The organism is Duganella sp. LjRoot269 (assembly GCF_964254095.1).
Taxonomy (GTDB): domain Bacteria; phylum Pseudomonadota; class Gammaproteobacteria; order Burkholderiales; family Burkholderiaceae_D; genus Rugamonas; species Rugamonas hordei.
The window spans coordinates 5,352,439-5,376,184 of the sequence record NZ_CAXUSL020000001.1 but is presented as its reverse complement, the minus strand read 5'-3'; the positions used below and the strand labels follow the sequence as shown (position 1 = coordinate 5,376,184).

At 63.4% G+C, this 23,746-nt stretch carries 21 protein-coding genes; 18 read left to right on the top strand and 3 right to left on the bottom strand.

Annotated elements, in window-relative coordinates; translation table 11 throughout:
• Positions 1-14 precede the first annotated feature (14 nt).
• Genes ACSQ3S_RS24070 through axe2C form a run of 3 tightly spaced genes read left to right on the top strand, consistent with a single transcriptional unit; the run spans position 15 to position 3,610 of the window.
• Positions 15-1,337: a glycoside hydrolase 5 family protein gene (locus ACSQ3S_RS24070; RefSeq protein ID WP_436144004.1), complete on the top strand. Its 1,323-nt coding sequence runs from the start codon at positions 15-17 to the stop codon at positions 1,335-1,337.
• Positions 1,338-1,349: 12 nt separating this feature from the next.
• The gene (locus ACSQ3S_RS24065) at positions 1,350-2,555 is read left to right on the top strand and encodes a glycoside hydrolase family 27 protein (protein WP_436144003.1); all 1,206 of its coding nucleotides are present in this window, start codon (positions 1,350-1,352) and stop codon (positions 2,553-2,555) included.
• Positions 2,556-2,563: 8 nt separating this feature from the next.
• Positions 2,564-3,610 carry a bifunctional acetylxylan esterase/glucomannan deacetylase AxeC2 gene (gene axe2C / locus ACSQ3S_RS24060; RefSeq protein ID WP_436144002.1) on the top strand — a complete coding sequence of 349 codons (1,047 nt, stop codon included), beginning with the start codon at positions 2,564-2,566 and terminating at the stop codon, positions 3,608-3,610.
• On the opposite strand, the gene ACSQ3S_RS24055 is transcribed toward axe2C, so the two are convergent.
• Both ACSQ3S_RS24055 and ACSQ3S_RS24050 read right to left on the bottom strand, forming a co-directional pair.
• Complete coding sequence (locus ACSQ3S_RS24055) at positions 3,597-4,280, bottom strand: LrgB family protein (protein WP_353402906.1); 684 nt, start codon at positions 4,278-4,280, stop codon at positions 3,597-3,599. The genes axe2C and ACSQ3S_RS24055 overlap by 14 nt on opposite strands.
• Positions 4,277-4,681, bottom strand: coding sequence for a CidA/LrgA family protein (locus ACSQ3S_RS24050; RefSeq protein ID WP_436144001.1), 405 nt, complete (start codon positions 4,679-4,681; stop codon positions 4,277-4,279). Before ACSQ3S_RS24050 ends, ACSQ3S_RS24055 begins: the two co-directional genes overlap by 4 nt.
• Positions 4,682-4,758: 77 nt before the next feature.
• On the opposite strand from ACSQ3S_RS24050, the gene ACSQ3S_RS24045 reads away from it, so the two are divergent.
• Complete coding sequence (locus tag ACSQ3S_RS24045; protein ID WP_436144000.1) at positions 4,759-5,646, top strand: LysR substrate-binding domain-containing protein; 888 nt, start codon at positions 4,759-4,761, stop codon at positions 5,644-5,646.
• Here ACSQ3S_RS24045 and ACSQ3S_RS24040 read toward each other — a convergent pair.
• Positions 5,643-8,312 carry a TonB-dependent receptor gene (locus tag ACSQ3S_RS24040; RefSeq protein ID WP_436143999.1) on the bottom strand — a complete coding sequence of 890 codons (2,670 nt, stop codon included), beginning with the start codon at positions 8,310-8,312 and terminating at the stop codon, positions 5,643-5,645. The genes ACSQ3S_RS24045 and ACSQ3S_RS24040 overlap by 4 nt on opposite strands.
• A 482-nt stretch (positions 8,313-8,794) precedes the next feature.
• Between ACSQ3S_RS24040 and ACSQ3S_RS24035 the strand changes: the two genes are divergently transcribed.
• The 14 genes from ACSQ3S_RS24035 (at position 8,795) to secG (ending at position 23,664) form a co-directional block, all read left to right on the top strand.
• Positions 8,795-10,045 carry an ABC transporter substrate-binding protein gene (locus ACSQ3S_RS24035; protein WP_436143998.1) on the top strand — a complete coding sequence of 417 codons (1,251 nt, stop codon included), beginning with the start codon at positions 8,795-8,797 and terminating at the stop codon, positions 10,043-10,045.
• 107 nt (positions 10,046-10,152) lie between these two features.
• A complete protein-coding gene (locus ACSQ3S_RS24030; protein ID WP_353402976.1) occupies positions 10,153-11,067 on the top strand; it encodes a carbohydrate ABC transporter permease in 915 nt (304 codons plus the stop codon).
• 10 nt (positions 11,068-11,077) lie between these two features.
• A complete protein-coding gene (locus ACSQ3S_RS24025; RefSeq protein WP_176651825.1) occupies positions 11,078-11,944 on the top strand; it encodes a carbohydrate ABC transporter permease in 867 nt (288 codons plus the stop codon).
• A 16-nt stretch (positions 11,945-11,960) separates the two neighbouring features.
• A complete protein-coding gene (locus tag ACSQ3S_RS24020) occupies positions 11,961-13,100 on the top strand; it encodes an ABC transporter ATP-binding protein (RefSeq protein WP_436143997.1) in 1,140 nt (379 codons plus the stop codon).
• Positions 13,101-13,151: 51 nt separating this feature from the next.
• On the top strand, positions 13,152-15,779 hold the full coding sequence (locus tag ACSQ3S_RS24015) for a TonB-dependent receptor (protein ID WP_353402912.1): 2,628 nt from the start codon (positions 13,152-13,154) through the stop codon (positions 15,777-15,779).
• A gap of 172 nt (positions 15,780-15,951) precedes the next feature.
• Positions 15,952-17,352, top strand: a complete 1,401-nt coding sequence (locus ACSQ3S_RS24010; protein WP_413446460.1) for an ABC transporter substrate-binding protein — start codon at positions 15,952-15,954, stop codon at positions 17,350-17,352.
• Positions 17,324-18,031 carry a response regulator gene (locus ACSQ3S_RS24005; protein ID WP_176651821.1) on the top strand — a complete coding sequence of 236 codons (708 nt, stop codon included), beginning with the start codon at positions 17,324-17,326 and terminating at the stop codon, positions 18,029-18,031. Before ACSQ3S_RS24010 ends, ACSQ3S_RS24005 begins: the two co-directional genes overlap by 29 nt.
• Positions 18,024-19,487 (top strand): ATP-binding protein, encoded by a 1,464-nt coding sequence (locus ACSQ3S_RS24000; RefSeq protein WP_176651820.1) that lies wholly within the window; start codon positions 18,024-18,026, stop codon positions 19,485-19,487. The genes ACSQ3S_RS24005 and ACSQ3S_RS24000 overlap by 8 nt, the downstream gene beginning before the upstream one ends.
• A gap of 142 nt (positions 19,488-19,629) precedes the next feature.
• Complete coding sequence (locus ACSQ3S_RS23995; protein ID WP_176651819.1) at positions 19,630-19,806, top strand: hypothetical protein; 177 nt, start codon at positions 19,630-19,632, stop codon at positions 19,804-19,806.
• Positions 19,807-19,894: 88 nt separating this feature from the next.
• Positions 19,895-20,662: a GIN domain-containing protein gene (locus ACSQ3S_RS23990; protein WP_176651818.1), complete on the top strand. Its 768-nt coding sequence runs from the start codon at positions 19,895-19,897 to the stop codon at positions 20,660-20,662.
• Between the two features lie 33 nt (positions 20,663-20,695).
• Positions 20,696-21,304, top strand: a complete 609-nt coding sequence (locus tag ACSQ3S_RS23985) for a tetratricopeptide repeat protein (protein ID WP_176651817.1) — start codon at positions 20,696-20,698, stop codon at positions 21,302-21,304.
• 47 nt (positions 21,305-21,351) lie between these two features.
• On the top strand, positions 21,352-22,332 hold the full coding sequence (locus ACSQ3S_RS23980; RefSeq protein WP_176651815.1) for an NAD(P)H-quinone oxidoreductase: 981 nt from the start codon (positions 21,352-21,354) through the stop codon (positions 22,330-22,332).
• A gap of 120 nt (positions 22,333-22,452) precedes the next feature.
• Complete coding sequence (tpiA, locus tag ACSQ3S_RS23975) at positions 22,453-23,199, top strand: triose-phosphate isomerase (protein ID WP_353402915.1); 747 nt, start codon at positions 22,453-22,455, stop codon at positions 23,197-23,199.
• Positions 23,200-23,247: 48 nt separating this feature from the next.
• Complete coding sequence (gene secG, locus ACSQ3S_RS23970) at positions 23,248-23,664, top strand: preprotein translocase subunit SecG (protein WP_176651813.1); 417 nt, start codon at positions 23,248-23,250, stop codon at positions 23,662-23,664.
• The last annotated feature ends 82 nt before the right edge of the window (positions 23,665-23,746 follow it).

The following is a 23,746-nucleotide window of genomic DNA, read 5'->3' as shown; positions in this document are numbered from 1 at the left end:
AAGGAACGAGACAAATGAAGCAACTGTACAAATTCTGCGCCGCCGCCCTGATGATAGGTGCCTGCGGCATCGTCGAGGCGGCGCCTGCCGCCGGCAGCGATTTCGTCACCGTCAAGCATACCCACTTCGCCCGCAAGGGGCAGGCCTATTACATCGCCGGCGCCAACTTCTGGTACGGCGGCTACCTGGGCGCCGCCAGCGGCGTTGGCGAACGCGCCCGCCTGCTGAAGGAACTGGACAACATGCATGCGCTGGGCATCAACAACCTGCGTGTGCTGGCGGTGTCGGAAAAGACCGAGATGAAGAGCGCCGTGCGCCCCGCGACCACGTCGGCGCCGGGCCAGTACGACGAAGACCTGCTGGCAGGCCTGGACTTCCTGATGGCGGAAGTGGCCAAGCGCGACATGACCGTGGTGCTCTACCTGAACAACTTCTGGCAGTGGTCGGGCGGCATGACGCAGTACCTGAACTGGTTTGAAGGAACGCCTGCGCTGGACCCGAACGTCACTGGCGACTACGACACTTATATGCAAAAGACCGCCGGCTTTTACCGCAACGCCGCGGCGCAGACAGAGTACCGCAACGTCATCGCCAAGATCGTCAAGCGCGTGAACACCATCACCGGCAAGCCGTACTTCGAGGACCCCAACATCATGTCGTGGCAACTGGCCAACGAGCCGCGTCCTGGCAACGGCAAGGCTACGCCTGAAGAAAAGGCGGTATACGTCAAGTGGGTGGACGAAGTGGCTGGCTATATCCATAGCCTGGACAAGAACCACCTGGTCAGCAGCGGCAGCGAAGGGCTGGCCGGTTCCGCGCAGGACGCGCAACTGTATCTGGACGCGCACCGCACCAAGAATATCGACTACCTGACCTATCATCTGTGGCCGAAGAACTGGGGCTGGTTCGACTCCAAAAAACCGACCGGCAGTTGGGATGGCGCCATCGCCAAGAGCCGCGACTATCTGAACTCGCACATCGAGCTGGCCAAGAAACTGGGCAAACCCATCGTGCTGGAGGAGTTCGGCCTTGACCGTGATGGACCTTCGTTCAGCATCAAGGCCACCACCAAGATCCGCGACCGCTTCTACCGCGAAGTGTTCGACATCGTCGTCACCCGCGCCGCCAAGGGTGATCCTGTCGCCGGCTTCAATTTCTGGGCATGGGGTGGCGCCGGTCGCGCCGCCAACGCGGACTACTGGTGGAAACCGGGTAACGACTTCGTCGGCGATCCGCCGCAGGAAGAGCAGGGCCTGTACTCCGTGTTCGACTCCGATGTCAGCTCGCTGCTGCTGATCAAGGAATACGCCGACAAGTTGCACGCCATCAAACGCTAAGGAGCCCGCCGTATGAAACGCTTATGGCTGATTTTATTGGCGGTTGCCGCCTGCGTGAACGCCAATGCGCAGAAGTACGAAGGCCTGGCCGCCACGCCACAGATGGGCTGGAACAGCTGGAACACCTTCGCCTGCGACATCAACGAGCAACTGATCCGCGATACGGCGGATGCGATGGTGAAGCTGGGCCTGAAGGACGCCGGCTACGAATACGTCAACATCGACGACTGCTGGCACGGCAAGCGCGATGGGCAGGGTGTGATCCATCCCGACCCCGTGCGCTTCCCGTCCGGGATGAAGGCGCTGGCCGACTATGTGCACGGCAAGGGCCTCAAGCTGGGTATCTATTCCGACGTCGGCGCGACCACTTGCGGCGGCCATCCGGGCAGCCGTGGCCATGAGTACCAGGACGCCACTACCTATGCGGGATGGGGCATCGACTATGTCAAGTACGACTGGTGCGACAGCAAGGGCCTGAGTGCGGTCGGCGCCTACACCACCATGCGCGATGCCATCCGCAGCGCCGGGCGGCCGATGTTGTTCAGCATGTGCGAGTGGGGCGACAACAAACCTTGGGAATGGGCGGGCGATATCGGCCACTCGTGGCGCACCACGGCCGACATCTATCCGTGCTGGGATTGCGAGCTGAGTCACGATTCGTTTTCGCGTCTTGGCGTGATGCGTATCGTCGACAGGCAGGCCGGCCTGCGCAAGTACGCCGGACCGGGGCACTGGAACGACATGGACATGCTGGAAGTCGGCAATGGCATGACGGAGGACGAGGACCGCGCCCACTTTTCCTTGTGGGCGATGCTGGCGTCGCCGCTCATACTGGGCAATGACCTGCGCAATATGCCGGACGCCACGCGTCGTATTCTGAGCAACAGGGATGTCATCGCCGTCAGCCAGGACAAGCTGGGTATCCCGGCCTGGCGTTTCCTGGCGACGGGGCAGCTGGAGTATTGGGCCCGGCCGATGGCGGACGGCGAGTGGGCGCTGCTGGTGCTGAATCGCGGCGAGCAGGCGGTGACGCTGAACTACGACTGGAAGGCGCACTCCATCAGCGATGACCTGAGCAAGCGGGAGGTGGATTTCAAGAAGGCGGTCTACAACTGGCGCGAGATCTGGGGCGGCAAGTCCGGCGATACCAGCAGAAAGCTCGATGCCAAACTCGCGCCGCATAGCGTACTGTTGTTGCGCCTGAAGGCGCGTGGATGAGTGGGCATATGGCTTGTCGATTGTGGGCTGCGGGCGCTTTGTTCGCCGCCGCATTGCCGGCGGTGGCGGCGCCGATTACGGCGGCCGACGCGCATGTCGCCCGCATGGGGCGTGGTGAGCTTGCCGCCGATGGCAACGTGCGATTCGGCTATCCTGGCGTGAGCTTCTTCGTGGATTTCGAAGGCTCGCGCCTGAGCGCACAGGCCGACGCAAGTGGCGACAACAGCTACTTCGATGTGATCGTCGATGGCGGCGAGCCGCGCAAGCTGCATCTGGCAAAAGGCCAGCAGACGCTGGTTTTGCTCGAAGCGGGCAAGCCGGGAGGACACCGTGTGGAAATCGTCAACCGTTCCGAGACCTGGCACGGCACCGCCGCGCTGCGCAGCTTCGATACGGATGGCTCATGGCGGCCAGCACCCATGCTCCCGCAGCGCAAGCTGCTGGTGCTGGGCGACTCCGTCACCTGCGGCGAAGCCATCGACCGTGTTCCGGGCGCGAAGAAGGAACCGTCGTGGTGGAATCCCCGCGCCTCCTACGGCATGCTGATGGCGCGCGAGTTGAAGTCGCAAGTGCAGCTGGTCTGCTACGGCGGTCGCGGGCTGGTTCGCACCTGGGAGAACAAGACCGATGATCTCAACCTGATCGACTATTACCAGCTGGCGATCGCGGACAGGCAGCATCCGGTGCGATGGGATCAAAAGGACTACCAACCCGACGCGATCGTCAGCGCCATCGGCACCAACGACATGGCGCCCGGCGTTCCCGAGCGCGAACCTTACGTGGCGGCGTACGTCAAGCTGGTGCAAACGCTGTTGAAGGATCATCCGCACGCGCAGATCATGCTGACCGAGGGCGGCATCCTGAGCGGTGAGAAGCAGGCCGCGCTCACCGGCTACATCGCCGAGACGGTGCGCCGCGTCGGCGACCCGCGCGTGCACGCCATCGCCTCAACCGGCTATCCGGGCGACGCAATCGACGGTCATCCGACCAGGGAGCAGAACGTCAGGATGGCCAACGACCTGCTGCCGCAGATCCGCGCCATCATGCACTGGTAAGCAGGGTTCCAAGCAGGGGCGCCAGCAGCACCATCAGGATGCCGCTAAATATCATCGTCAGGCTGGCGACCGCACCTTCCTGTGGGCCGATCAGGCGCGCCTTGCTCAAGCCGAAACCGTGGGCCGCAGCACCGAGCGGCGCGCCCTTGGCAATGCGCATCCGCAGCGGCAGCAGGCCAAGCAGCAGCTGGCCGAGCAGGATGCCGAAGATTCCCGTGATGATGACAAACAGGCCGGTCAGCTGCGTCGAGCCGCCCAGGTGCTGCGTCGCCTCCAGCGCGAAGGGCGTGGACACCGAGCGCGCCAGCAGGCTTTGCGCCGTGCTGCCGTGGAGACCCAGCAGCCGGTCCAGCACCAGCGTACTGGCCAGCGATGCCGCGATACCCGCGCAACTGCCTATGCCGAGCGCCAGCCAGTGCTTGCGCACCAGTTCCCGGTATTGGTAGATCGGCAGCGCGAAGGCCACCGTCGCCGGGCCCAGTAGCCAGGACAGCCAGCGCGTATCGCCGAAATACTGCGGAAACGGCGTGGAGGACAGCTGCACCACGGCGATCAACAGCGCCGAGGTGGCGATCGCCGGCGTCAGCCAGAAATACGGAAAGCGCTTGTACAAGGCCTGGTTGGCATAGAACAGGCCCAGTGTCAGCAACAGGAAAAGCAGCGGCTTCACAGCGCGGCTCCGCGCAACGCGCGCAGACGGCGCAACCGCAGGCCGCGCTCCAGGCGGCATACCCACTCGACAGTGAATGCCGTCGCCATCAGCACGCAGATGAAGCCCAGCCCTATCGCGGCGCACAGCCGCAGGCCGTCGCTCTTCAACAGGCCGGTGAACTGCACCACCGACACCACCAGCGGCACGAAGAACAGCAGCATGTTCGACAGCAGCCAGTCGGCGCCATGCTCGATGGCGGCCGGACGCAGCACTCCGCCCAGCAGCAAGGCGACCATCACCAGCAGGCCGACCACACCGCCGGAGAAGGGCAGGTGCAGCCAGGCGGCCGCGCGGTCGGCAGCGTACCAGGTTGCGATCAGCCCCAGCACCTGCATCAGAGTGGAAAGAATGCGTTTCATGGGACCATTCTAGGCTGCGGTGGATAAAAGATAAAATGAATTAAAATTATGAAAATCATTCGAATTTGGAATAGATCATGGATATCCGCGCCTTGCGTTATTTCGTCGCTGTCGTCGAGCAGCAGAGCTTCAGCCGCGCCGCCGGGAGCCTGCATGTCACGCAGCCCACCGTCAGCAAGATGATCCAGCAGCTGGAACAGTCGCTCGACCTGGTGCTGCTGGACCGCGTCGGCAAGCGCTTCACGCTGACCGACGCCGGCAACGTGGTGCTGCAGCGCGGGCGCGCCTTGCTGGCGATGCACGAGGACATGGGCGTGGAGCTGGCGGATTTGCAGCAGCTGCGGCGCGGCGACTTGCGCATCGGCGTCACCCAGCAGGCGCATGCTCCGCTGGCGCCGCTGCTGGCGGCCTACCACCGCCGCCATCCGCAGATCGAACTCAAACTGTTTGAAGGCGGATCGCAATCGATCGAGACCGACCTGCGCAACGGCACGCTGGAAATGGGCACCATGCTCGATCACCCGGCCAATGCCGGCATCTGGCAGGAATTCGATTCCTTCCCGCTGGTGCGTTCGCCCCTATGCCTGCTGGCGCCCAAGGATTCTGCATGGCGCGGCCGCCGCAGCGTGGCGCTGCGCGAACTGGCGGAGAGCTCCTTCATCTTCTATGGGGAATCGTTCGCGCTGAACGAGATCGTCACCGATGCCTGCCTGCGCGAAGGCTTCACTCCGCGTATCAGCAGTCGCAGCGGCCAATGGGATTTCGTCGCTTCGCTGGTGAGGCTGGGCGTGGGTATCGCACTGCTGCCGAAGATCTTTTGCGACACCCTGCCCAAGGGGCAGTTTTCCGTGGCCACGCTGGAGCAACCGGCATTGGACTGGAACCTGATGCTGGCCTGGCGGCGCAGCGGACATCTTTCGTTCGCCGCGCGCGCCTGGCTGGAACTGGTCCGTACTGCGGTCTAGTAGTTGGCGCCCACGCGCACACCGAACATGCGCGGCTCGACGAAGTAAGACCGCATGAAGCCACCGAAGGCCGAATCGGTGCTGGTCTTGGCGTGGCTGTCGGAGATGTTACGCACATACAGCTCGGCGTGCCATTTGTCTTCCGGCGCTTCGAGGCGGATCGACGCATCGCCCATCGCATAAGCCTTCTGGTAACGGCCGACGTGGGCGAAGTCCGAATTCAGCAGGTCGAAGTAAGCCTTGCCGCGCCAGTTCACCTTCACGTACGGGATCACCTTGTAGCCGTTCTCCATCGCGAACTCCTGCGAGAAGTTGATGTTGAACTGGTACTTCGGCGTGTTCGGCAGGTGGTTGCCTTCGATGTTGGCCAGGCGGCGGCCCAGCAGCGTCTTGTCCGTGCCGTTGTAGACGGCGGGACAGGCCGGCAGTCCCAGCTCGGTGCGGACATCGCACTGGTAGTCGTCGCTGTACGAGTTGAAGTCGTGCACGCTGGTGTTGATGTAGGCGAAGCCGCCGCCGATGCGGCCGCCGCGCCACGGTTTGTAGTCCCATTCCAGTTCCAGGCCCGGGATGTTGACCTTGCCGACGTTGATGGTGCGCCAGGTTTCATACACGTCGCACTTGGGCTGGTCGGCCGGGCAGGGCAGGCCGTTGTCCGGGATGATCTGGTTGACGAAGTAGGTGCCGGTCAGCTGCATGCCCTTGTACTTCATGAAGAAGGCGGTGGCGGAAAGGCTCAGCCTGTTTTCCAGGAACTTGCCCTTGAATCCCAGCTCGTAGTTGGTCACGGTCTCCGGATCGTAAGGCAGGAAGGTCACCACGCCAGGCTTGCCGTCCGCGCACTTGTGGTAGTTGCAGCTGTCGGTCTTGTCGGCGAAGCCGCCGGCCTTGTAGCCGGTCGAGATGGAGCCGTACACCATCTTGTTGTTGTCGATCTGCTTTTGCAGGCCGAGGCGCCACGTGACCTTGTTCCACGTCTGCTTATGATCGTTCGAGGTCGGCGCGCCATACAGGCTGTAGGCACCGACGCTGCCGCCCATGCCCGGCGCCAGGTCGGTGCCGTCGTGGACGTGGAAGCCGGGTGTGCCCGGCGTACCTTGCGAGTACCAGCCGTTGTAGTAGGCCGGATTGCCGATCCAGTTGGCGCCATAGACTTCACCGCCCTTGTCCTCCTTGCTGTCGACACTGTAGCGCGCACCGGCGGTCGCGGTCCACGTCGGGATGAACTTCCAGTCGGCCTGCGCGAAGGCGGCCTTGGCGTCGACCTGGCGGTTAGGCTGGTGATACAGCACGCTGCCCACGTCGCCGTACGGCTTCTGGATGGTGTTGGTGATCTCGTAGTCGATGTTGTTCCGCTCGTGCATCCAGAACAGGCCGCCCACGTACTGCAGGTTGCCCAGTTGCTGCTTGAGCTGCGCTTCATGCACGGTCGACAGGTAGCGCGAATCGAGCGTGCGATGGAAGGAATCTGTCAACGGCCAGGTACCCCAGTTGCCGTCCACCGTGTTCGGATAGGAGCCGTTGATCTGGAACGGCGCCGCGTTCTGCAGGCCCTTGTCGTCGTCGGTGATTTCCGAGCGGCGCTGGTCGGCTACCTGGAAGGTGTAATCCAGGCTGGTGTGGTCGTTCAGATTCCAGTTCAAGCCAGTGCGCAGCGTGCGGATCTTCATGTCGATATGGCCAGGCACGTTGACGTTGATGTCCCATTTGCCCTGGTTGGTACAGGCATAGCGCGTGCCGGCACCGGCTTCGCAATCGCGGAAGGCGGCGCCGCCGGCGCTCGAATCCTGGAATTCCTCATAGGCCGCTTTCGCGGTCAGGTCCTTGTTCACCTTCAGCAGGGCGGAGATGCGTCCGGCCCATTCGTTCTGGTTGGTGTAGTACTCGCTGGGGCCGACCGCCTTGTTGAAGCGCTGGTCGACGTCCGGCTTGCCGTTCGGGATCCAGCCCAGAGCCGGCGCGTTTGCTTCGCTGACGTCGCGGGTTTGATGCGCGTAACCGTCGCGCTTCACTTTCATATAGGTGGCGCGCAGGGCCAGCGCGTCGTTGACGACGACGTTCTGCACCAGCGAGACCTGCTTCTTGTTGTAGTTGCCCAGGTCCAGATCGGCCTTGCCGTAATTGCCGGTCCAATCGGGCTTGGCCGGAATCACGTTGATGCTGCCGCCGGTGGAGTTACGCCCGAACAGCGTGCCTTGCGGGCCGCGCAGTACCTCGACCTGGTCCAGGTCGAACATCAGCGCCTGCGCGCCCTGCGGACGCGGCGAGTACATGCCGTCCACGTGGAAGCCAACCGCCGGGTCGCCGGTCTCGGTGAAGTTGGTCGAGGTGATGCCGCGGATGGTGATCTGCACGGCCGAATCGAGACCGGTGTTTTCAATGACCACGTTCGGCATCTCGCCGCTCAAGTCGCGCAGGCTGGTGGCGCCTTTCCGGGTCAGCTGGTCCTGGCTCAGCGCAGTGACGGCGAGCGGAGTTTTCAGCAGCGAGGTCGAATAGCGGGTCGCGGTCACCTTGATTTCGGGGATCTGGTCCGGATTGGTGATCACCGGTGCTGCGGCCGCAGCGGTGGTCGCGGTTGGGGCATCGCCGATTGCGCTGTCGCTTGCTTGTGCATGGGCGGCCATGTTCATGAAACCGCAGGCGCTGGCGACGGCCAGACTCATCAGAGTTCGTCTCGTTGGGTGCAGCATTTTGTCTCCTTGGATTTTTGGAATGGTGCGCAGTTGCCACGCCCCGAAGGCGGCCGCACTTCGGGTGTAGCAATCTGACAACTTCAGTATTGCACCCGAAAAGTTTGAGGGTCAAACGAATCCAAATCCGGCGCCGCAGTTTATTCAGCTTTACTAAACATGCCCTGCATGCTGCGCTTCCGTGTCTGCCAACAACAACGGCCGGACCTTTTTGTTAAGTTTTGTAAGCATTTCTTGCGAAGCGTTGCAGAGTGTCTTCGCCGCGCGCGGCCGCGTGCCCCGGCGCAGCCCGAACGGGGTTAGGAAATGTAACATCTCACGATGGAGGTAAAAACTTATCTGAATAAAATCAATGGCTTGGATGATAGTTTCTATTGGGTAACTTACTTGTCTGTCACAGAAAACCCGGTGCTAGAATCATTTCATCGTTGTAAATATAGCCATAAGGACTACACATGCAAGTACGCCGGATTGTTCGCCACGCCCTGTTGATGGCCATGTTTTCCGCCCAGGCTGCGCAGGCCGGTACGCTGGTGATCGAAAGCTGGCGGGTCGACGACAAGACGCTGTGGGAAAAGGTGCTGCTGCCGGCATTCGAGAAAAACCATCCCGGCATCGAGGTCAAGTTCGCACCGACCGCGCCCACCGAATACGACTCGAGCCTGGCCGCGCGGCTGGCCGGCGGCACGGCCGGGGACTTGATCGCCTGCCGCCCGTTCGACGTCTCGCTCTCGCTGTACAAGAAAGGCCACCTCGAAAGACTGGACGGCAAGCCGGGCATGCAGAACTTCGCGCCGACGGCTACTGTCGCCTGGCAGACCGACGACGCGAAGGAGACCTTCTGCATGCCGGTCGCCTCCGTGATCCACGGTTTTTTGTACAACAAGAAGATCTTCAAGAAGCTCAATTTGCAGCCGCCGAAAACGGTCGATGAATTCTTCGGCGTGCTCGATGCGCTGAAGCAGGGCGGGATCACTCCTCTGGCGCTGGGCACCGCAGATCAATGGGAATCGAGCCAAATGGTTTATACCAATATTGGCCCGAACTTCTGGCGCGGCGAGGAAGGGCGCAAGGCGCTCATCGCCGGCAAGGCCAAGCTGACCGACGCGCCGTTCGTCGAAGCACTACAGTTCGAGCAGAGGATGGGCACCTATTTGAGCAAGGGCGCCAGCGCCCAGACCTACGGCGACAGCCAGAACCAGTTCGCGCTGGGCCGCGCCGCCATCTATCCGACCGGCTCCTGGGACATCTCCTACTTCAGCCAGACGCCGGGCCTGGAACTGGGCGCGTTCCCGCCGCCGGTGCGCAAGGCGGGTGACCCCTGCTTCATCTCCGACCATATGGACATCGGCATCGGCATCAACAAGAAATCGAAGAACAAGGACGACGCCTACAAGTTCCTGGCCTGGGTCGGCTCGCAGGAGTTCGCGGACATTTACACCAACCGTGTGACCGGATTCTTTTCGCTGTCGAATCACTTGATCTCGGTGCGCGATCCGGTGGCCAAGCAGATGGCGGAATGGCGCGGCAGTTGCGCCTCGACGATACGTTTCAACGCACAGGTGCTCAACCGCGGCCGTCCGAGCATGGAGAGCGAACTTTGGAATGTCAATGCCCAGGTGTTGAACGGCAAGCTGGCCCCGAAGGATGCGGCGGCCAAGCTGCAGAATGGTTTTGCGAAGTGGTACAAGCCACCGCAAAAGTAGCATCACACTAATCCCTCCCCTTGATTGTGTGATTCTTTTTGGCCGGCGCCGGGCGCGGTGCCGGCCCTTTTTTTAGCCCGAATCTGGAGGCAGTCTTGAAACATGTAGTGAATACGGTGCGGCCCTGGCAGTTGATGCTGTTCCTGGCGCCAGCGGTACTGGTCTACTCGCTGTTCAGCGCGCTGCCGCTGCTGCAGACGCTGGGGCAGGGATTCTTCAGCGCCGACGACGGCGGCAAGGCCGTCTTTGTCGGCCTGGAGAACTTCCGCACGATATTGCTCGATCCCGACTGGTCGGCCGGCTTCTGGAATGCGATGGCCAACAACGCCAAATTCTTCTGCATCCACATGCTGCTGCAGAACCCCATCGGGCTGCTGCTGGCGACCCTGTTCAGCCTCAAGGGCCTGCGCGGCGCCCGTACCTACCGCACGCTGATCTTCCTGCCGACGCTGCTGTCGGTGGTGATCATCGGCTTTATCTGGCAGTTGATCCTGTCGCCGCTGTGGGGCGTGGGCGAGAAATTGATGGGTTTTGCCGGCCTGGCCGATTTCTTCGCACCCTGGATGGGGCAGGAGGAAACCGCGCTGACCACGCTGTCGATGATCTCCGTGTGGCAGTACATCGGCATGCCGATGATGCTGATCTACGCCGCGCTGCTGGCGGTGCCGGAAGAAATCGTCGAGGCGGCGCACGTGGAGGGCGCCGGCGCGCTGCGCATCTTCTGGCAGATCAAGCTGCCGCTGATCTATCCGACGCTGGGCCTGGTCACCATCCTGACCTTCGTCGCCAACTTCAACGCGTTTGACCTGATTTATTCGATCAAGGGCGCGCTGGCCGGCCCTAACTATTCGACCGACATCCTGGGCACGCTGTTCTACCGCACCTTCTTCGGCTACCAGGCGCAGGTAGGCAACGCGTATCTGGGCTCCGCCGTCGCCACGCTGATGTTCCTGGTGATCCTGGCCGGCGTGGGCGTTTATTTTGTCGGTGTCCAGCGCAGGCTGACCCGCTTCGCACTGTGAGGACCGCGCCATGACCGCTATCGCCCTGTATCCTCCCGCCACGCTGCCGCAGCGCTTCGACTTGGGCCGCCTGATGGTGCACGCCACGCTGATCGCCTATGCGGTGCTGGCCCTGTTCCCGATCGCGCTGATCCTGATTAACTCGGTCAAGAGCCGCGCCGCCATCTTCGACGATCCGCTGGCGCTGCCGACGATGGAATCGCTGACCTTTGTCGGTTTCCAGAAGGTCCTGGCCAGCACCAACTTCCTGCTCTACTTCGGCAACAGCCTGACCGTGACGCTGGTGGCGCTGCTGTGCATCGTGCTGTTCGGCGCGATGGCGGCGTGGGCGCTGTCCGAGTACAGCTTCATGGGCAACCGCGTGCTGACGCTGTTCCTCGCGCTCGGCATCATGATCCCGATCCGCCTCGGCACCGTGTCGATCCTGGAAATGATGGTGCGGCTGGACCTGGTCAACACGCTGTCCGCGCTGATCCTGGTGTACACGGCGCAGGGCCTGCCGCTGGCGGTGATGATCCTGTCCGAATTCATGCGCCAGGTGCCGGCGGAACTGAAGGACGCGGCCCGCTGCGATGGCGTCGGCGAAATGCGCATCTTCTTCCAGGTGATCCTGCCGCTGATCCGCCCGGCGATTGCGACGGTGGCCGTGTTCACCATGATCCCGGCGTGGAACGACCTGTGGTTCCCGCTGATCCTGGCGCCTTCCGAACGCACCAAGACCGTCACGCTGGGTGTGCAGCAGTTCATCGGCCAGTACGTCACCGACTGGAATTCCGTGCTGGCGGCGCTGTCGCTGGCGGTGATACCGATGCTGATCCTGTATGCGGTCTTCTCGCGTCAACTGATTCGTGGTCTGACCGCCGGCGCGGTCAAATAGAGAAAGAGGAAAAGTAATGGCAAGTGTCAGCCTGAAGCAACTGCGCAAGTCCTACGATGGCAAGACCGACGTCCTGGACGGCATCGACCTGGATATCGCGCATGGCGAATTCGTAGTCCTGGTCGGACCGTCCGGCTGCGGCAAGTCCACGCTGCTGCGCATGCTGTGCGGCCTGGAGAGCATCACCGGCGGCGCGATGGAAATCGGCGGCGACGTGGTCAACCACCTGCCGCCGGCGGAGCGCGGCATCGCCATGGTGTTCCAGAGCTATGCGCTGTATCCGCACATGACGGTGTACCAGAACATGGCGTTCGGCCTGAAGGTGGCGGACAAGGACAAGGTGGCGATCAGGGCGCGCATCAACCATGCCGCCGCCACGCTGAAGATCGAACATCTGCTGGAGCGCCTGCCGCGCGAGCTGTCCGGCGGCCAGCGGCAGCGCGTGGCGATCGGCCGCGCCATCGTGCGGGAGCCGCGCCTGTTCCTGTTCGACGAGCCCTTGTCCAACCTGGACGCGGCGCTGCGCGTGCAGACCCGCCTGGAGATCGCCAAGCTGCATCGTCAGCTGGACGCGACCATCGTCTACGTCACGCACGACCAGGTCGAGGCGATGACGCTGGGCGACAAGATCATCGTCATGCACGAAGGGAAAATCCAGCAGTCCGGAACGCCGCTGGATTTGTATCAACAGCCGCGCAACCTGTTCGTGGCGGGGTTTATCGGCTCGCCAAAAATGAATCTGATGGCAGGCACTGTCGCCGAAGCCCATGCCAACGGCGTGAAGGTGCTGCTGCAGGGCGGCGAGTCCGTGCGCGCGGCGGTGGACGGCAGCGCGCTGCGAGTCGGTAGCAAGGTCACGCTGGGTCTGCGGGCGGAGCACATCAGCGAATCGCGCGATGGTTCGGAAGTTTTTCACGGCGAGGTCAGTGTGGTCGAACACCTGGGCGAAGCCAATTACATCTACGTCAGCCGCAAGGGTGGCGAAGACGTCGTAATACGCGGGGACGGCGAACGTCATGTCGGGATCGGACAGTCCATCGTCTTCTCGGCCGACAGCACGGCTTTCCACGTGTTTGATGAAAAGGGCCAGGCGCTGCGGCGCCTGCGCCCCGGAAATATGGTGTCGGCCGCGCGCGGCATGATGCGCAGCGTTTGACACGAGTTGGACAACACGCGGTTCTTTACTTTTTAAAACAGGGGGAATTGAATGAACAAGCCGGTACTTAAGAAAAAAATACTACCTAACCTGATCGCGCTGGCGCTGGGTGGAGCGATTGCTCCGCACCTGTATGCGGCGGATCCGGCGACGGCCGACGCACAGACCAGCGAAGCTGTACCGGCTGGAGACACCGCAACCGTTGAAGTGCGCGGCATCCGCGAGCGCCTCAAGCGCAACCTGGCGGAGAAACGCGATGCCGGCAACGTCATCGACACCGTCACTGCCGAGGAAGTCGGCAAGTTCCCGGACAAGAACGTGGCCGATTCGCTGCAGCGCGTGCCGGGCATTTCGGTGGACCGCACCTGGGGCGAGGGCCGCGACATCTTCGTGCGCGGCACCGACAAGAACCTGAACCTGACGCAGCTGAACGGCCAGGCCGTGGCCTCCGGCTACTGGTGGAAGAACGACTCGCAAAGCCGCGGCTTCAACTACGACATCCTGGCGTCGGAACTGGTCGGCAGCATCGACGTCTACAAGAGCCCGTCGGCGGACCTGGACGAGGGCAGCATCGGCGGCCTGGTCAACGTCAAGACCCGCAAGCCGTTCCAACTGAAGCCGCTGGTGATACAGGGATCGGTGGAAGAGACCTACAGCGAACTGCCGAAGAAGACGGACCCGCAGTTCTCCGGCCTGCTGAGCTGGACCAACGACCAGAAAACCTTCGGCGCGCTGCTCGCCGTCAGCAAGCAGAAACGCACAATGCGCCGCGACGGCCTGGAGAACTTCACCGACGCGACCAAGTACAACATCGTCGACCAGAACGGCGCGGTGACGCCGGGTGCCTATGCATCCTGGGGCGGCGGCTCGGCGATCTTCCGCCAGGACCGCGAGCGCACCACCGGCAACCTGACCTTGCAGGCGCGCCCGAACGCCAATACCGACATCTCGCTGAACTACATGAACTCCGATATGAGCATGGACAACAGCAACCAGAACTACCTGTGGGAAGCGGGGGGGCTGGCGGATGCGAAGGGCAATATCCAGGTGACCAATCCAAAGTTCATCACCACCTCGGACGGCACCAAGGCGCTGGTCGGCGGCACCGTAGGCCCGACGGGCGGCGTGTCGTTCGAGCCTATCTTCCGCCAGTCCTACATCAAGTCGGAAGTGCTGGACCTGGAAGGCACCTACGATGCGGACACCTGGAAGTTCCACGGCCAGGCCGGCACCACCAAGGGTTCGGGCGGCAGCGACCATGACCGCAACTTCTGGTTCGTCGGGAACACCCGCACCACGTTCAACATCGCGCCGGACACCTACGAGGTCAAATACCTGGACATCAATCCGCTCGATCCGAAGGCGCTGACGCTGCAAAGTTCGCGCGACTGGATCCGCCGCATGGAGACCAAGGAGAACTACGCCCAGGGCGACCTGACCATCGACATCAACAACAACTTCTTCAAGGCGGTCAAGGTCGGCGCCAAGGTGCGCGACACCACGGTGCAGAACCGCCGCATCATCGGCACCGACGGCCCGGGCAATCCGGGTTGGCAGTCGTTCTCGCTGGCCGAGCTGTCGACCGGTCCTTCGCCGCTGCTGAGCCAGGAGGCCGCAACGGCGGGCTCGCTGACCCAGTATGCATGGGTGAACGACGGCCTGGCCTACTCGAAGGGCTTCCCGATGTACGACAAGGGCATGGTCTACGCGGAAGCGAAGGGCGAGTACTACAAGATCAAGGAGAAGATCTACGCGACCTATGCCCGCGCGGACTTCGCCACCGGTCCATGGCGCGGCGACTTCGGTGCCCGCATCGTCAAGACCGACCAGACCTCGGAAGCCTACCAGGACCTGAGCGGCAACGGCAACTACGTGCTGGGCAGCGTTTCGCGCAGCTATACCGACGTGCTGCCCAACCTGAACGCGGTCTACTCCGTCAACAAGGATCTGCTGGTGCGCGGCGCCGTGGCGCGGGTGATGGCCCGCAACACCTACAGCGATTTGAGCGCCAGTACGGAAGTCAGCGGCACCACCAATGCCGCCACGGCGGGCAATCCGCTGCTGAAGCCTTACCACGCCAACCAGGCCGAACTCGGCGCCGAGTGGTACTACGCCGATGCGTCGCTGTTGTCGGCCACCGTGTTTGCGAAGAAGCTCGATACCTTCATCTACACGCAAACGCAGCTGGAGAACGTGGCGGGCGTGATGCGTCCGGTCACCCGTCCGTACAACGCCAACAACGGCGAGACCGTCAACGGCCTGGAACTGCAGTGGCAGCAGGCGTTCAGCAGCGGCTTCGGCGCCATCGTCAACTACACTTACACCGATGCGAAGACCGGCGCCAACGCCAATGGCCAGAAGCTGAACGTGATCGGCAATTCGCGCAACCAGGCCAACCTGACCGGCTTCTTCGAGAAGAACGGCTACAGTGTGCGACTGTCGTACAACTACCGCTCCAAGTCCTACGGTGCGCTGGATGAGGGCGGCCAGGACGTGACCAGCGCCTACGGCCAGTGGGATGCGTCGGCCAGCTGGGACGTGACGCCGAAGGTCAGCGTCTACTTCACCGCCGTGAATATCGGGAATGAAGTCATCCGCACCAATACCACGGATGGCTTGCCGGTCGGCGTGTATGAAAACGGTGCCCGCTACAGTGTTGGGGTGAAAGCCAAGTTCTGATGCGCCACGAGGGGCGGACTTCGTGCGAAGTCTGCCCCTGCGGAGGCGGGGCACGGATCGAGAACCCTTGAGTGTCGCGGTGACGGATGCGGCCTTCTCCGTTATAATCATGTCACTGTTTTCTCCGGGATATTGAGTGATTGCGTCGATAGAAAAAGTAGCCTGGCCGCTGTTGGATTGGTTACCCTTTCGTTCGACAGCCCGCCGCTCGCCAACGGCACGCGCCTGGTCCTTCGGACTGCTGGCGGCGGCCTGCGCCTTCAATTGCGGCGCATTGTCGGCCACGACCTCGCCCGTGTCCCAGGCGCCATCCCCCCAGCAAGGCGCAGCCGCGCCGCAAGCGCCCCTCACCACGCTGCAGGTACTGCACTGGTGGACCTCCACCAGCGAACGCAAGGCCGCCAACGTGCTGGCGACGCGCATGGCCGACGAGGGCCTCGAATGGAAGGACGCCGCCATACCCGGCGGGGCGGGGCTGGGCGCCGGCAAGGTGCTGAAAAGCCGCGTGCTGGCCGGCGACGCGCCGGAAGTCACGCAGATCATCGGCGTCTCCGTCGCCGAATGGGCCGAACTTGGCCTGCTGCTGGAGATCGACAACGTGGCCAGCGCCGGCAACTGGAGCAGCATCCTGTTCCCGACCATACAAACGCTGATCCAGCACCGCAAGCACACGGTGGCGGCGCCGCTCGGCATCCACCGCGTCAACACGCTGTACTACAACCGCGCGCTGTTCGCTCAGCTCAAATTGACGCCGCCGCAAACCTGGGCGGACTTTCAGAACGTCGCGCTCAAACTCAAGGCGGCCGGCATCCAGCCGCTGGCGCAAAGCAGCGAAGCGTGGCAGGTCGCGGCGCTGTTCGAGAACCTGGTGCTGGCCGAAAGCGGTCCCGAGTTCTACCGCGAGCTGTTTGTGCGCCGCAGTCCCGCCGCCGCCGCCGACCGCCGCACCGCCGAGGCGCTGGAGCGGCTGCGCATCGTCAAGGGATGGATAGGCGGGCAGCTGGACGAGCGTCCGTGGCCGGAAGTGGTGCGCCAGTTCTCGCGCCGCGAAGCCGGCATGATGATCATGGGCGACTGGGCCAAGCCCGAACTGGCGGAGCGCGGCATGTCGCTGGACGACGATTATTCCTGCGGCACGGCGCCCGGCACCGGCAAGTACCACCTCTACAGCGTCGACACGCTGACCATGTTCGCCGGCGACTACCGCCATATGCCCGCGCAGGAGAAGATGGCGCGGCTGCTGGTGTCGCAGCCGGTGCAGGCGGAATTCAACGCGCAGAAGGGCGCGGTGCCGGTGCGGCGCGACGCCGACCCGTCGAAGATGGACAGCTGCGCGCGCGCCTCGTGGACTACCTTCGGGCAGGGCGCGGCGGTGCAGGCGCCCAGCCTGGTGCACCGCATGGCCACCGACGAGGCGAGCCGCGATGCCATCATCGCCGAGATTCACCGTTACTTTCTAGACGACAGGGCCACGCCGGCCGAGGCGCAGCGCCGCCTTGGCGCGTTGTTCCGACTGTTTAACCTCAGAAGCCAAGGAGCACCCGGTGCGCAAGATACTGATCGTAGACGATGACCAAAAGACCCGGGTGCTGCTCAAGACCTACCTGGAGAAAAACCAGTACGAGGTGATCTTGTCGCACAACGGCGAAAGCTTCCTGGCCGAGCTGCACTCGCACGCCGAGCAGCTGTCGCTGGTGATACTCGACGTGATGCTGCCCGATACCGACGGCTTCGCGCTGTGCAAGCAGGTGCGCCAGCGCTCCAACGTGCCGATCATCATGCTGACGGCCAGCTCGGACGAGACCGACCGCATCGTCGGCCTGGAACTGGGTGCCGACGACTACATCGCCAAGCCATACAGCCCGCGCGAACTGCTGGCCCGCATCAAGGCCATCCTGCGCCGCACCGCGCTGGAAACGCCGTCCACGCGCTACTACCGCTTTGTCGGCTTCACGCTGGACCTGATGGAGCGCAAGGTGCTGGACAGCGACGGCAACGTGGTCGCGCTGACCGGCCTGGACTTCCAGCTGCTGAAGTATTTTGTCGAGCATCCGGGCGTGATCCTGGACCGCAGCGTGCTGTGCGAGGAAACGCGCGGCCGCGACGCGGGCCCGCTGGACCGTTCGCTGGACGTGCAGATCAGCCGTCTGCGCGTGCGCCTCAACGACGACGGCAAGCAGCCGGCCCTGATCAAGACGGTGCGCGGCGCGGGATATGTGTTCTCGGCCGACGTCAGTACTTCCCATGCCTAGGCGGCTGCTGGCGCGATTGAGCAGGATCTGGCCGCAGTCGCTGCTGGGGCGTTTGTCGCTGGTGATGGTGGCGGGGCTGCTGGTGACGCAGCTTGCGGCCAGCGCCATCTGGGCCGGCCAGCTGCGCGCCAAGGCGCAGGTGGAGGCGCAATCGGCGTCGCTGTACGTGGCGCACAGCGCGTCCGGCGCGATCCGCTTCTTCCGCAGCCTGCCGCCGAACTACCGCCTGCTGCTGATCCAGCAGCTGCGCGAAATGGGCGGCACGCGCTTCTTCGTCAACCTGAACCAGGCCTACGTGCCGGTCAAGGAGATCGCCCCGCATCCGCTGGCGCGCAGCGTCATCGCCAGCGTCGGCGCCACGCTGAAAAGCGACCTGCCGCATTCGCCGGCCATCCACCTGGCCTTCGCCTGGCCGGACCAGCTGGTGGTGTCCGAAAACGACATCCACCTGAGCGACCTGCCGGACTCGTGGGTCCAGCACATCCTGCTGCTGCAGCCGGATCCGGCGCCGATACTGGTGATCCAGACCGAGATCGAGCCGGGCAACTGGCTGTACATGGCGGCGCTGATGCCCAATCCTTACTTCTTGAGCAGCAACGATCCGCTGGCGTGGGACCGGCTGGCGCTGCAAGGGCTGTCGCTGGCGGCGGTGCTGCTGCTTTGCCTGCTGGTGGTGCGCTGGATCACGCGCCCGCTGGCCGCCTTGTCCGACGCCGCCGCCGCTTTCGGCCAGGGCCAGGACGACCGCGCGCCGCCGCTGCCGGAGACGGGCAGCCGGGAATTCATCAACACCGCGCGCGCCTTCAGCGCGATGCGCGAACGCATACAGCGCTATATCGAGGACCGTGAGCGGCTGTTCATCTCGATCTCGCACGACCTGCGCACGCCGATCACGCGCCTCAAGCTGCGCTCCGAGCTGCTCGACGACGAGGCGCTGCGCAACGAGTTCGAGGAAGACCTGGATGAGCTGGACATGATGGTCAAGGGCGCGCTGCAATGCGTGAAGGACAGCGACATCCACGAGAACCCGGCCGAGGTCAAGCTCGATGCGCTGCTGGGCCGGCTGGTGCGCAGCGCGCGCCTGGCCGGGCACGAGGTGGGCTACCAGGACAGCGGGGTGACGGTGCGCGCCAAGCCGCTGGCGCTGAAGCGCGCCATCGGCAACCTGCTGGACAACGCGCTGTTCTACGGCGACCGCGCCGAGATCAGCGTCGGCAGCGAGCCGGGCGCCGTCACCATCGCCGTGCGCGACCACGGTCCCGGCGTGCCGGAAGACGCCTTCGCCAGCCTGTTCGACCCCTACGTCCGGCTGGAGCACGGCCGCGAGCAGAACGACGGCGGCATGGGCCTCGGCCTGGGCATCGCCCGCAGCGTGATCGAGGCCCACGGCGGCCAGCTGGTGCTGGAAAACCATCCCGAGGGCGGATTGAACGCCACCATCCGCCTGCCGGCCTGAGCAAGACGCCTCGCGCAGCGCCTCCATTCCCGGTTTTTTGTCGCCCAGTCGCCAAATTGTGCAGTTCGTCGCAATCCGCATGATCGTCAGGGAGGTGATCGATATAGTGATCACATACCGAAACGCATTCAAGGAGAGCAAAATGAACATCGCAAAAAACATGGAAGCCATCTTCGTCACCGCCGCCGTCCTGCTGGGCGCTTCCGCCTATGCCGGCGCGGCCGCCCAGGCGACCGTGGCCCTGCAGCCGACCATCCAGGCTGCCGCCGTCCAGGCTCCGATGCAAGTTGTGGTAATCAAGGGCAAGCGCCAGTCTTGATCGACTATTGGTAGCACCGCAAAGATTGCTAGAAAGCTTAGTCCGCTGCTACATTAGGACTGAGAACAACATCAGAGGAACCCAGACAATGAACAAGCTTTTCCAATTTGGCCTGCTGTTTGCCGCTTTCTGTGCGCTGTTTGGCCGCGCCGAGGCTGCCGACGAGGGCAATGAGACACGGGTCATCGCCATCGATGCCCGCGTGGTGCGAGTCAAGCTCGACGGCGTAATCGACCTGAAGCTGCGACAAGGTACGACGCCGTCGCTGACGATCATTGCGGAAAAGCGCTACATGGACAAGGTGACCGCGTCGGCCACCGGCGACACGCTGCACCTGGAGACCGAAGGCCGCGGCATCAAGATCGGCCGCTCCAGCGCCCGCGCCGAGCTGGTGCTGCCGATGTTGCGGGAAGTGGTGTCCGAGGGCGTGGGCACGACCGAGATCAGCGGCTTCAGCGGGGACGAACTGGAATTGACGATGGACGGCGCCGGTACGATGAAGGTGGTCTGTGACTACAAGAGCCTGAAGGCCAACCTGGGCGGGGTCGGCAGCATGCACCTGTGGGTTAGCGAGAACGAGAATGTCGACCTGGACCTGCGCGGCGCCGGCTACATCACCCTCGGCGGGCGCAGCAAGATGCTGCACGCGACGCTGGGAGGCCTGGGCGGGCTCAATGCCCAGCAGTTCCAGGCGGACTCGGTCAACGTCGAGCTGAGCGGGCTGGGCAACGCCACCGTCAACGCCAAGACCAATGCGACATTGAACTTGAGCGGCCTGGGATCGGTCACTGTCTATGGCAAGCCCCTGAACCGCAACGTCAGCGTTGACGGCCTGGGCAAGGTAAGTTGGAAGTAAAACCAATACACACCTATGTATAAATAACGGGATATGAAAAAATTCATACTAGCGATCGCTATCGCACTGGGCCTGCAACAGGCCGCGACAGCCGGATTCGCCGAAGGCGCCACCGCCTACAACAACAAGAACTATGCGGTGGCTTTGAAAGAGATAGCGCCACTTGCCCGAGCCGGCAACGCCGATGCCCAGCATTTGCTGGGCTTGATGTATTACATGGGACGCGGCGTCGCGCAGGACTACAAGCAGGCGCTGGAATGGCACCGCAAGGCCGCGCTGCAGGGCAAGGCCGACGCGCAGTATGTGGTCGGCGCCATGTATTACACCGGCAATGCCGTGATCCAGGATCACAAGCAGGCGGTGACGTGGTTCCGCAAGGCCGCCGAGCAGGGCCATCCGGACGCGCAGCAGGTGCTGGGGCTGATGTACCGCTATCACATGGCGGGCATGCCACAGGACAACGTGATTGCCTACATGCTGTGGAACCTGGCCGCCGCCAACGGCTCGATGAACGCGGCCGAGCAGCGCTCGGCCGTGGTCAAGAGCATGACGCCGGAGCAGATCGAGGAAGGGCAGGCGCTGTCGGCCGCGTGGAAGCCGAACACGCCGCTGCCGCGCCAGTCGCGCACCGGCGGCGGCTAAAGCGCCGCTGGCGTACAATCGCCCTTTTCTAAGCAAGGGGCGAGACTATGCGCGCGATTGAAATTACCCATCCCGGCCCGGCCGATGTGCTGAAACTGTGCGAGCGTCCGATGCCGGTGGTGAAGGCCGGCGAGGTGCTGATCAAGGTGCATGCGGCCGGCGTCAACCGTCCGGACGTGTTCCAGCGCATGGGCAACTATGCGCCGCCGCCGGGCGCCTCCGACCTGCCGGGCCTGGAGGTGGCCGGCGAGATCGTCGACGGCGACCTCGACTACACCACCTTCGATATCGGCGACAAGGTCTGCGCGCTGGTGCAGGGCGGCGGCTATGCCGAATACTGCGTGGCGCCGGTCGAGCAGGTGCTGCCGGTGCCCAAGGGCTGGAGCATGCTCGAGGCGGCCACGATCCCGGAAAACTATTTCACCGTCTGGAGCAATGTGTTCGACCGCGCCCACCTGAGCGCCGGCGAAACGCTGCTGGTGCAGGGCGGCAGCTCGGGCATCGGCGTGACGGCGATACAGCTGGCCACGGCCATGGGCCACCGCGTGTTCGCCACCGCCGGCAGCGACGACAAGGTGGCCGCCTGCATGGCGCTGGGCGCCGAGCGCGGCATCAACTACAAGACCGAGGATTTCGGCCTCATCGTCAAATCGCTGACCAACGACCGGGGCGTCGACGTCATCCTCGACATGGTGGGCGGCGACTATATTCCCCGCGAAATCAGCTGCCTGGCCGACGACGGCCGCATCGCGCTGATCGCCACGCTGGGCGGCGGCAAGGCCACGGTGGACCTGGGCCAGGTGTTGCGCCGCCGGCTGACCATCACCGGTTCCACGCTGCGCCCCCGTTCGGCCGCCTTCAAGGGCGCGGTCGCCAAGAAGCTGCTGGACAAGGTGTGGCCGATGATGGCCGCGCAAAAGCTCAAGCCGGTGATTTACGAGGTGTTTCCGCTGGAGCAGGCCGCCGCCGCGCATGCGCTGATGGAGAGCAGCAACCACGTCGGCAAGATCATGTTGCAGGTGATTTAGGTCAAGATCCGGGCAGAACCGTAGTATTTTTGCCATTTTAAGGGCGGTGCGGCCGCCCGCTGGTTTGACCGGGGTTACAGCCTCGCGTTAAAATAGCGGGTTATTGAATTTTAGGCTACTATGCGTCGCAAACTCGTCATCGGCAATTGGAAAATGAACGGCAACCGCGCCGGCAATACGGCGTTGTTGTCCGGGATCGTCGCCGGATTGAACGACTTCGGAGCCGACTGCGCCGTCTGCGTGCCGGCGCCTTACCTGGCTCAATGCCAGGCCGAGCTGCAAGGCACCCCGGTCGCCTGGGGCGGGCAGGATGTGTCGGCCCACGCCAGCGGCGCCTACACGGGCGAAGTGTCGGCCGGCATGCTGGTCGACTTCGATTCCCGCTACGTGCTGTGCGGGCACTCCGAGCGCCGCGCCTATCACAAGGAAAGCAGCGAGCTGGTGGCGCAAAAGACCGTCGCGGCATTGGCCGCCGGCCTGACGCCGGTGGTCTGCTGCGGCGAAACGCTGGCGCAGCGCGAGGCAGGGGAGACCGAAGCCATCATCTGCGGCCAGCTGCAGGCGGTGCTGGATGTGATTTCCGCCGACGACGTGGCCAGGCTGGTGGTGGCTTACGAGCCGGTATGGGCGATCGGCACCGGCAAGACGGCGACGCCGCAAATTGCCCAGGACGCCCACAGCTTCCTGCGCGCGCGCCTGGCGCAGAAGAATGCACCGGCCGCGGCCGGTGTGCAGATTTTGTACGGCGGCAGCATGAAGCCGGACAATGCAAGAGAATTGATGGCCCAGCCGGATATCGACGGCGGCTTGATCGGTGGCGCCGCATTAAAGGCGACTGATTTCCTCGGGATTATCCAGGCCGTCTAAGTTTTAGAAACAAAACGATACAAAACTTTTATTTTTGAATGGAATAACATGAACTCCTTGTTCAATCTGGTTATCGTAGTGCAGGTCATTTCCGCAATCGCCATTATCGGCCTGGTATTGCTGCAGCATGGCAAAGGCGCCGACATGGGCGCGGCCTTCGGTTCGGGCGCCTCGGGCAGCCTGTTCGGCGCGACCGGTTCGTCGAACTTCATGTCGAAATCGACCGGCGTTGCCGCCGCGATCTTCTTCAGCGCCACGCTGGCCCTGTCGTACATCTCGACCCAGCACGGCAGCGGCGCCGTCAGCGGCGGCGTGATGGACAAGGCGCTGCCGGCGGCCCCGGCCCCGGCGCCAGCCACCGGCGCGGCAGCGATTCCTACCGCTCCGGCGGCGGCGCCAGCGGCCCCGGCGGCCTCGGCGCCAGCGCCGACTGCGGCAGGCTCTGCAGCTTCGATCCCAAAGTAATATAATAATGAACTAAGTTGTGAAAAGTTGCGAAGTAAAGCAGGTTCATTGGCAATTTTTTAAGTTGTTTGCTCATTGTTTT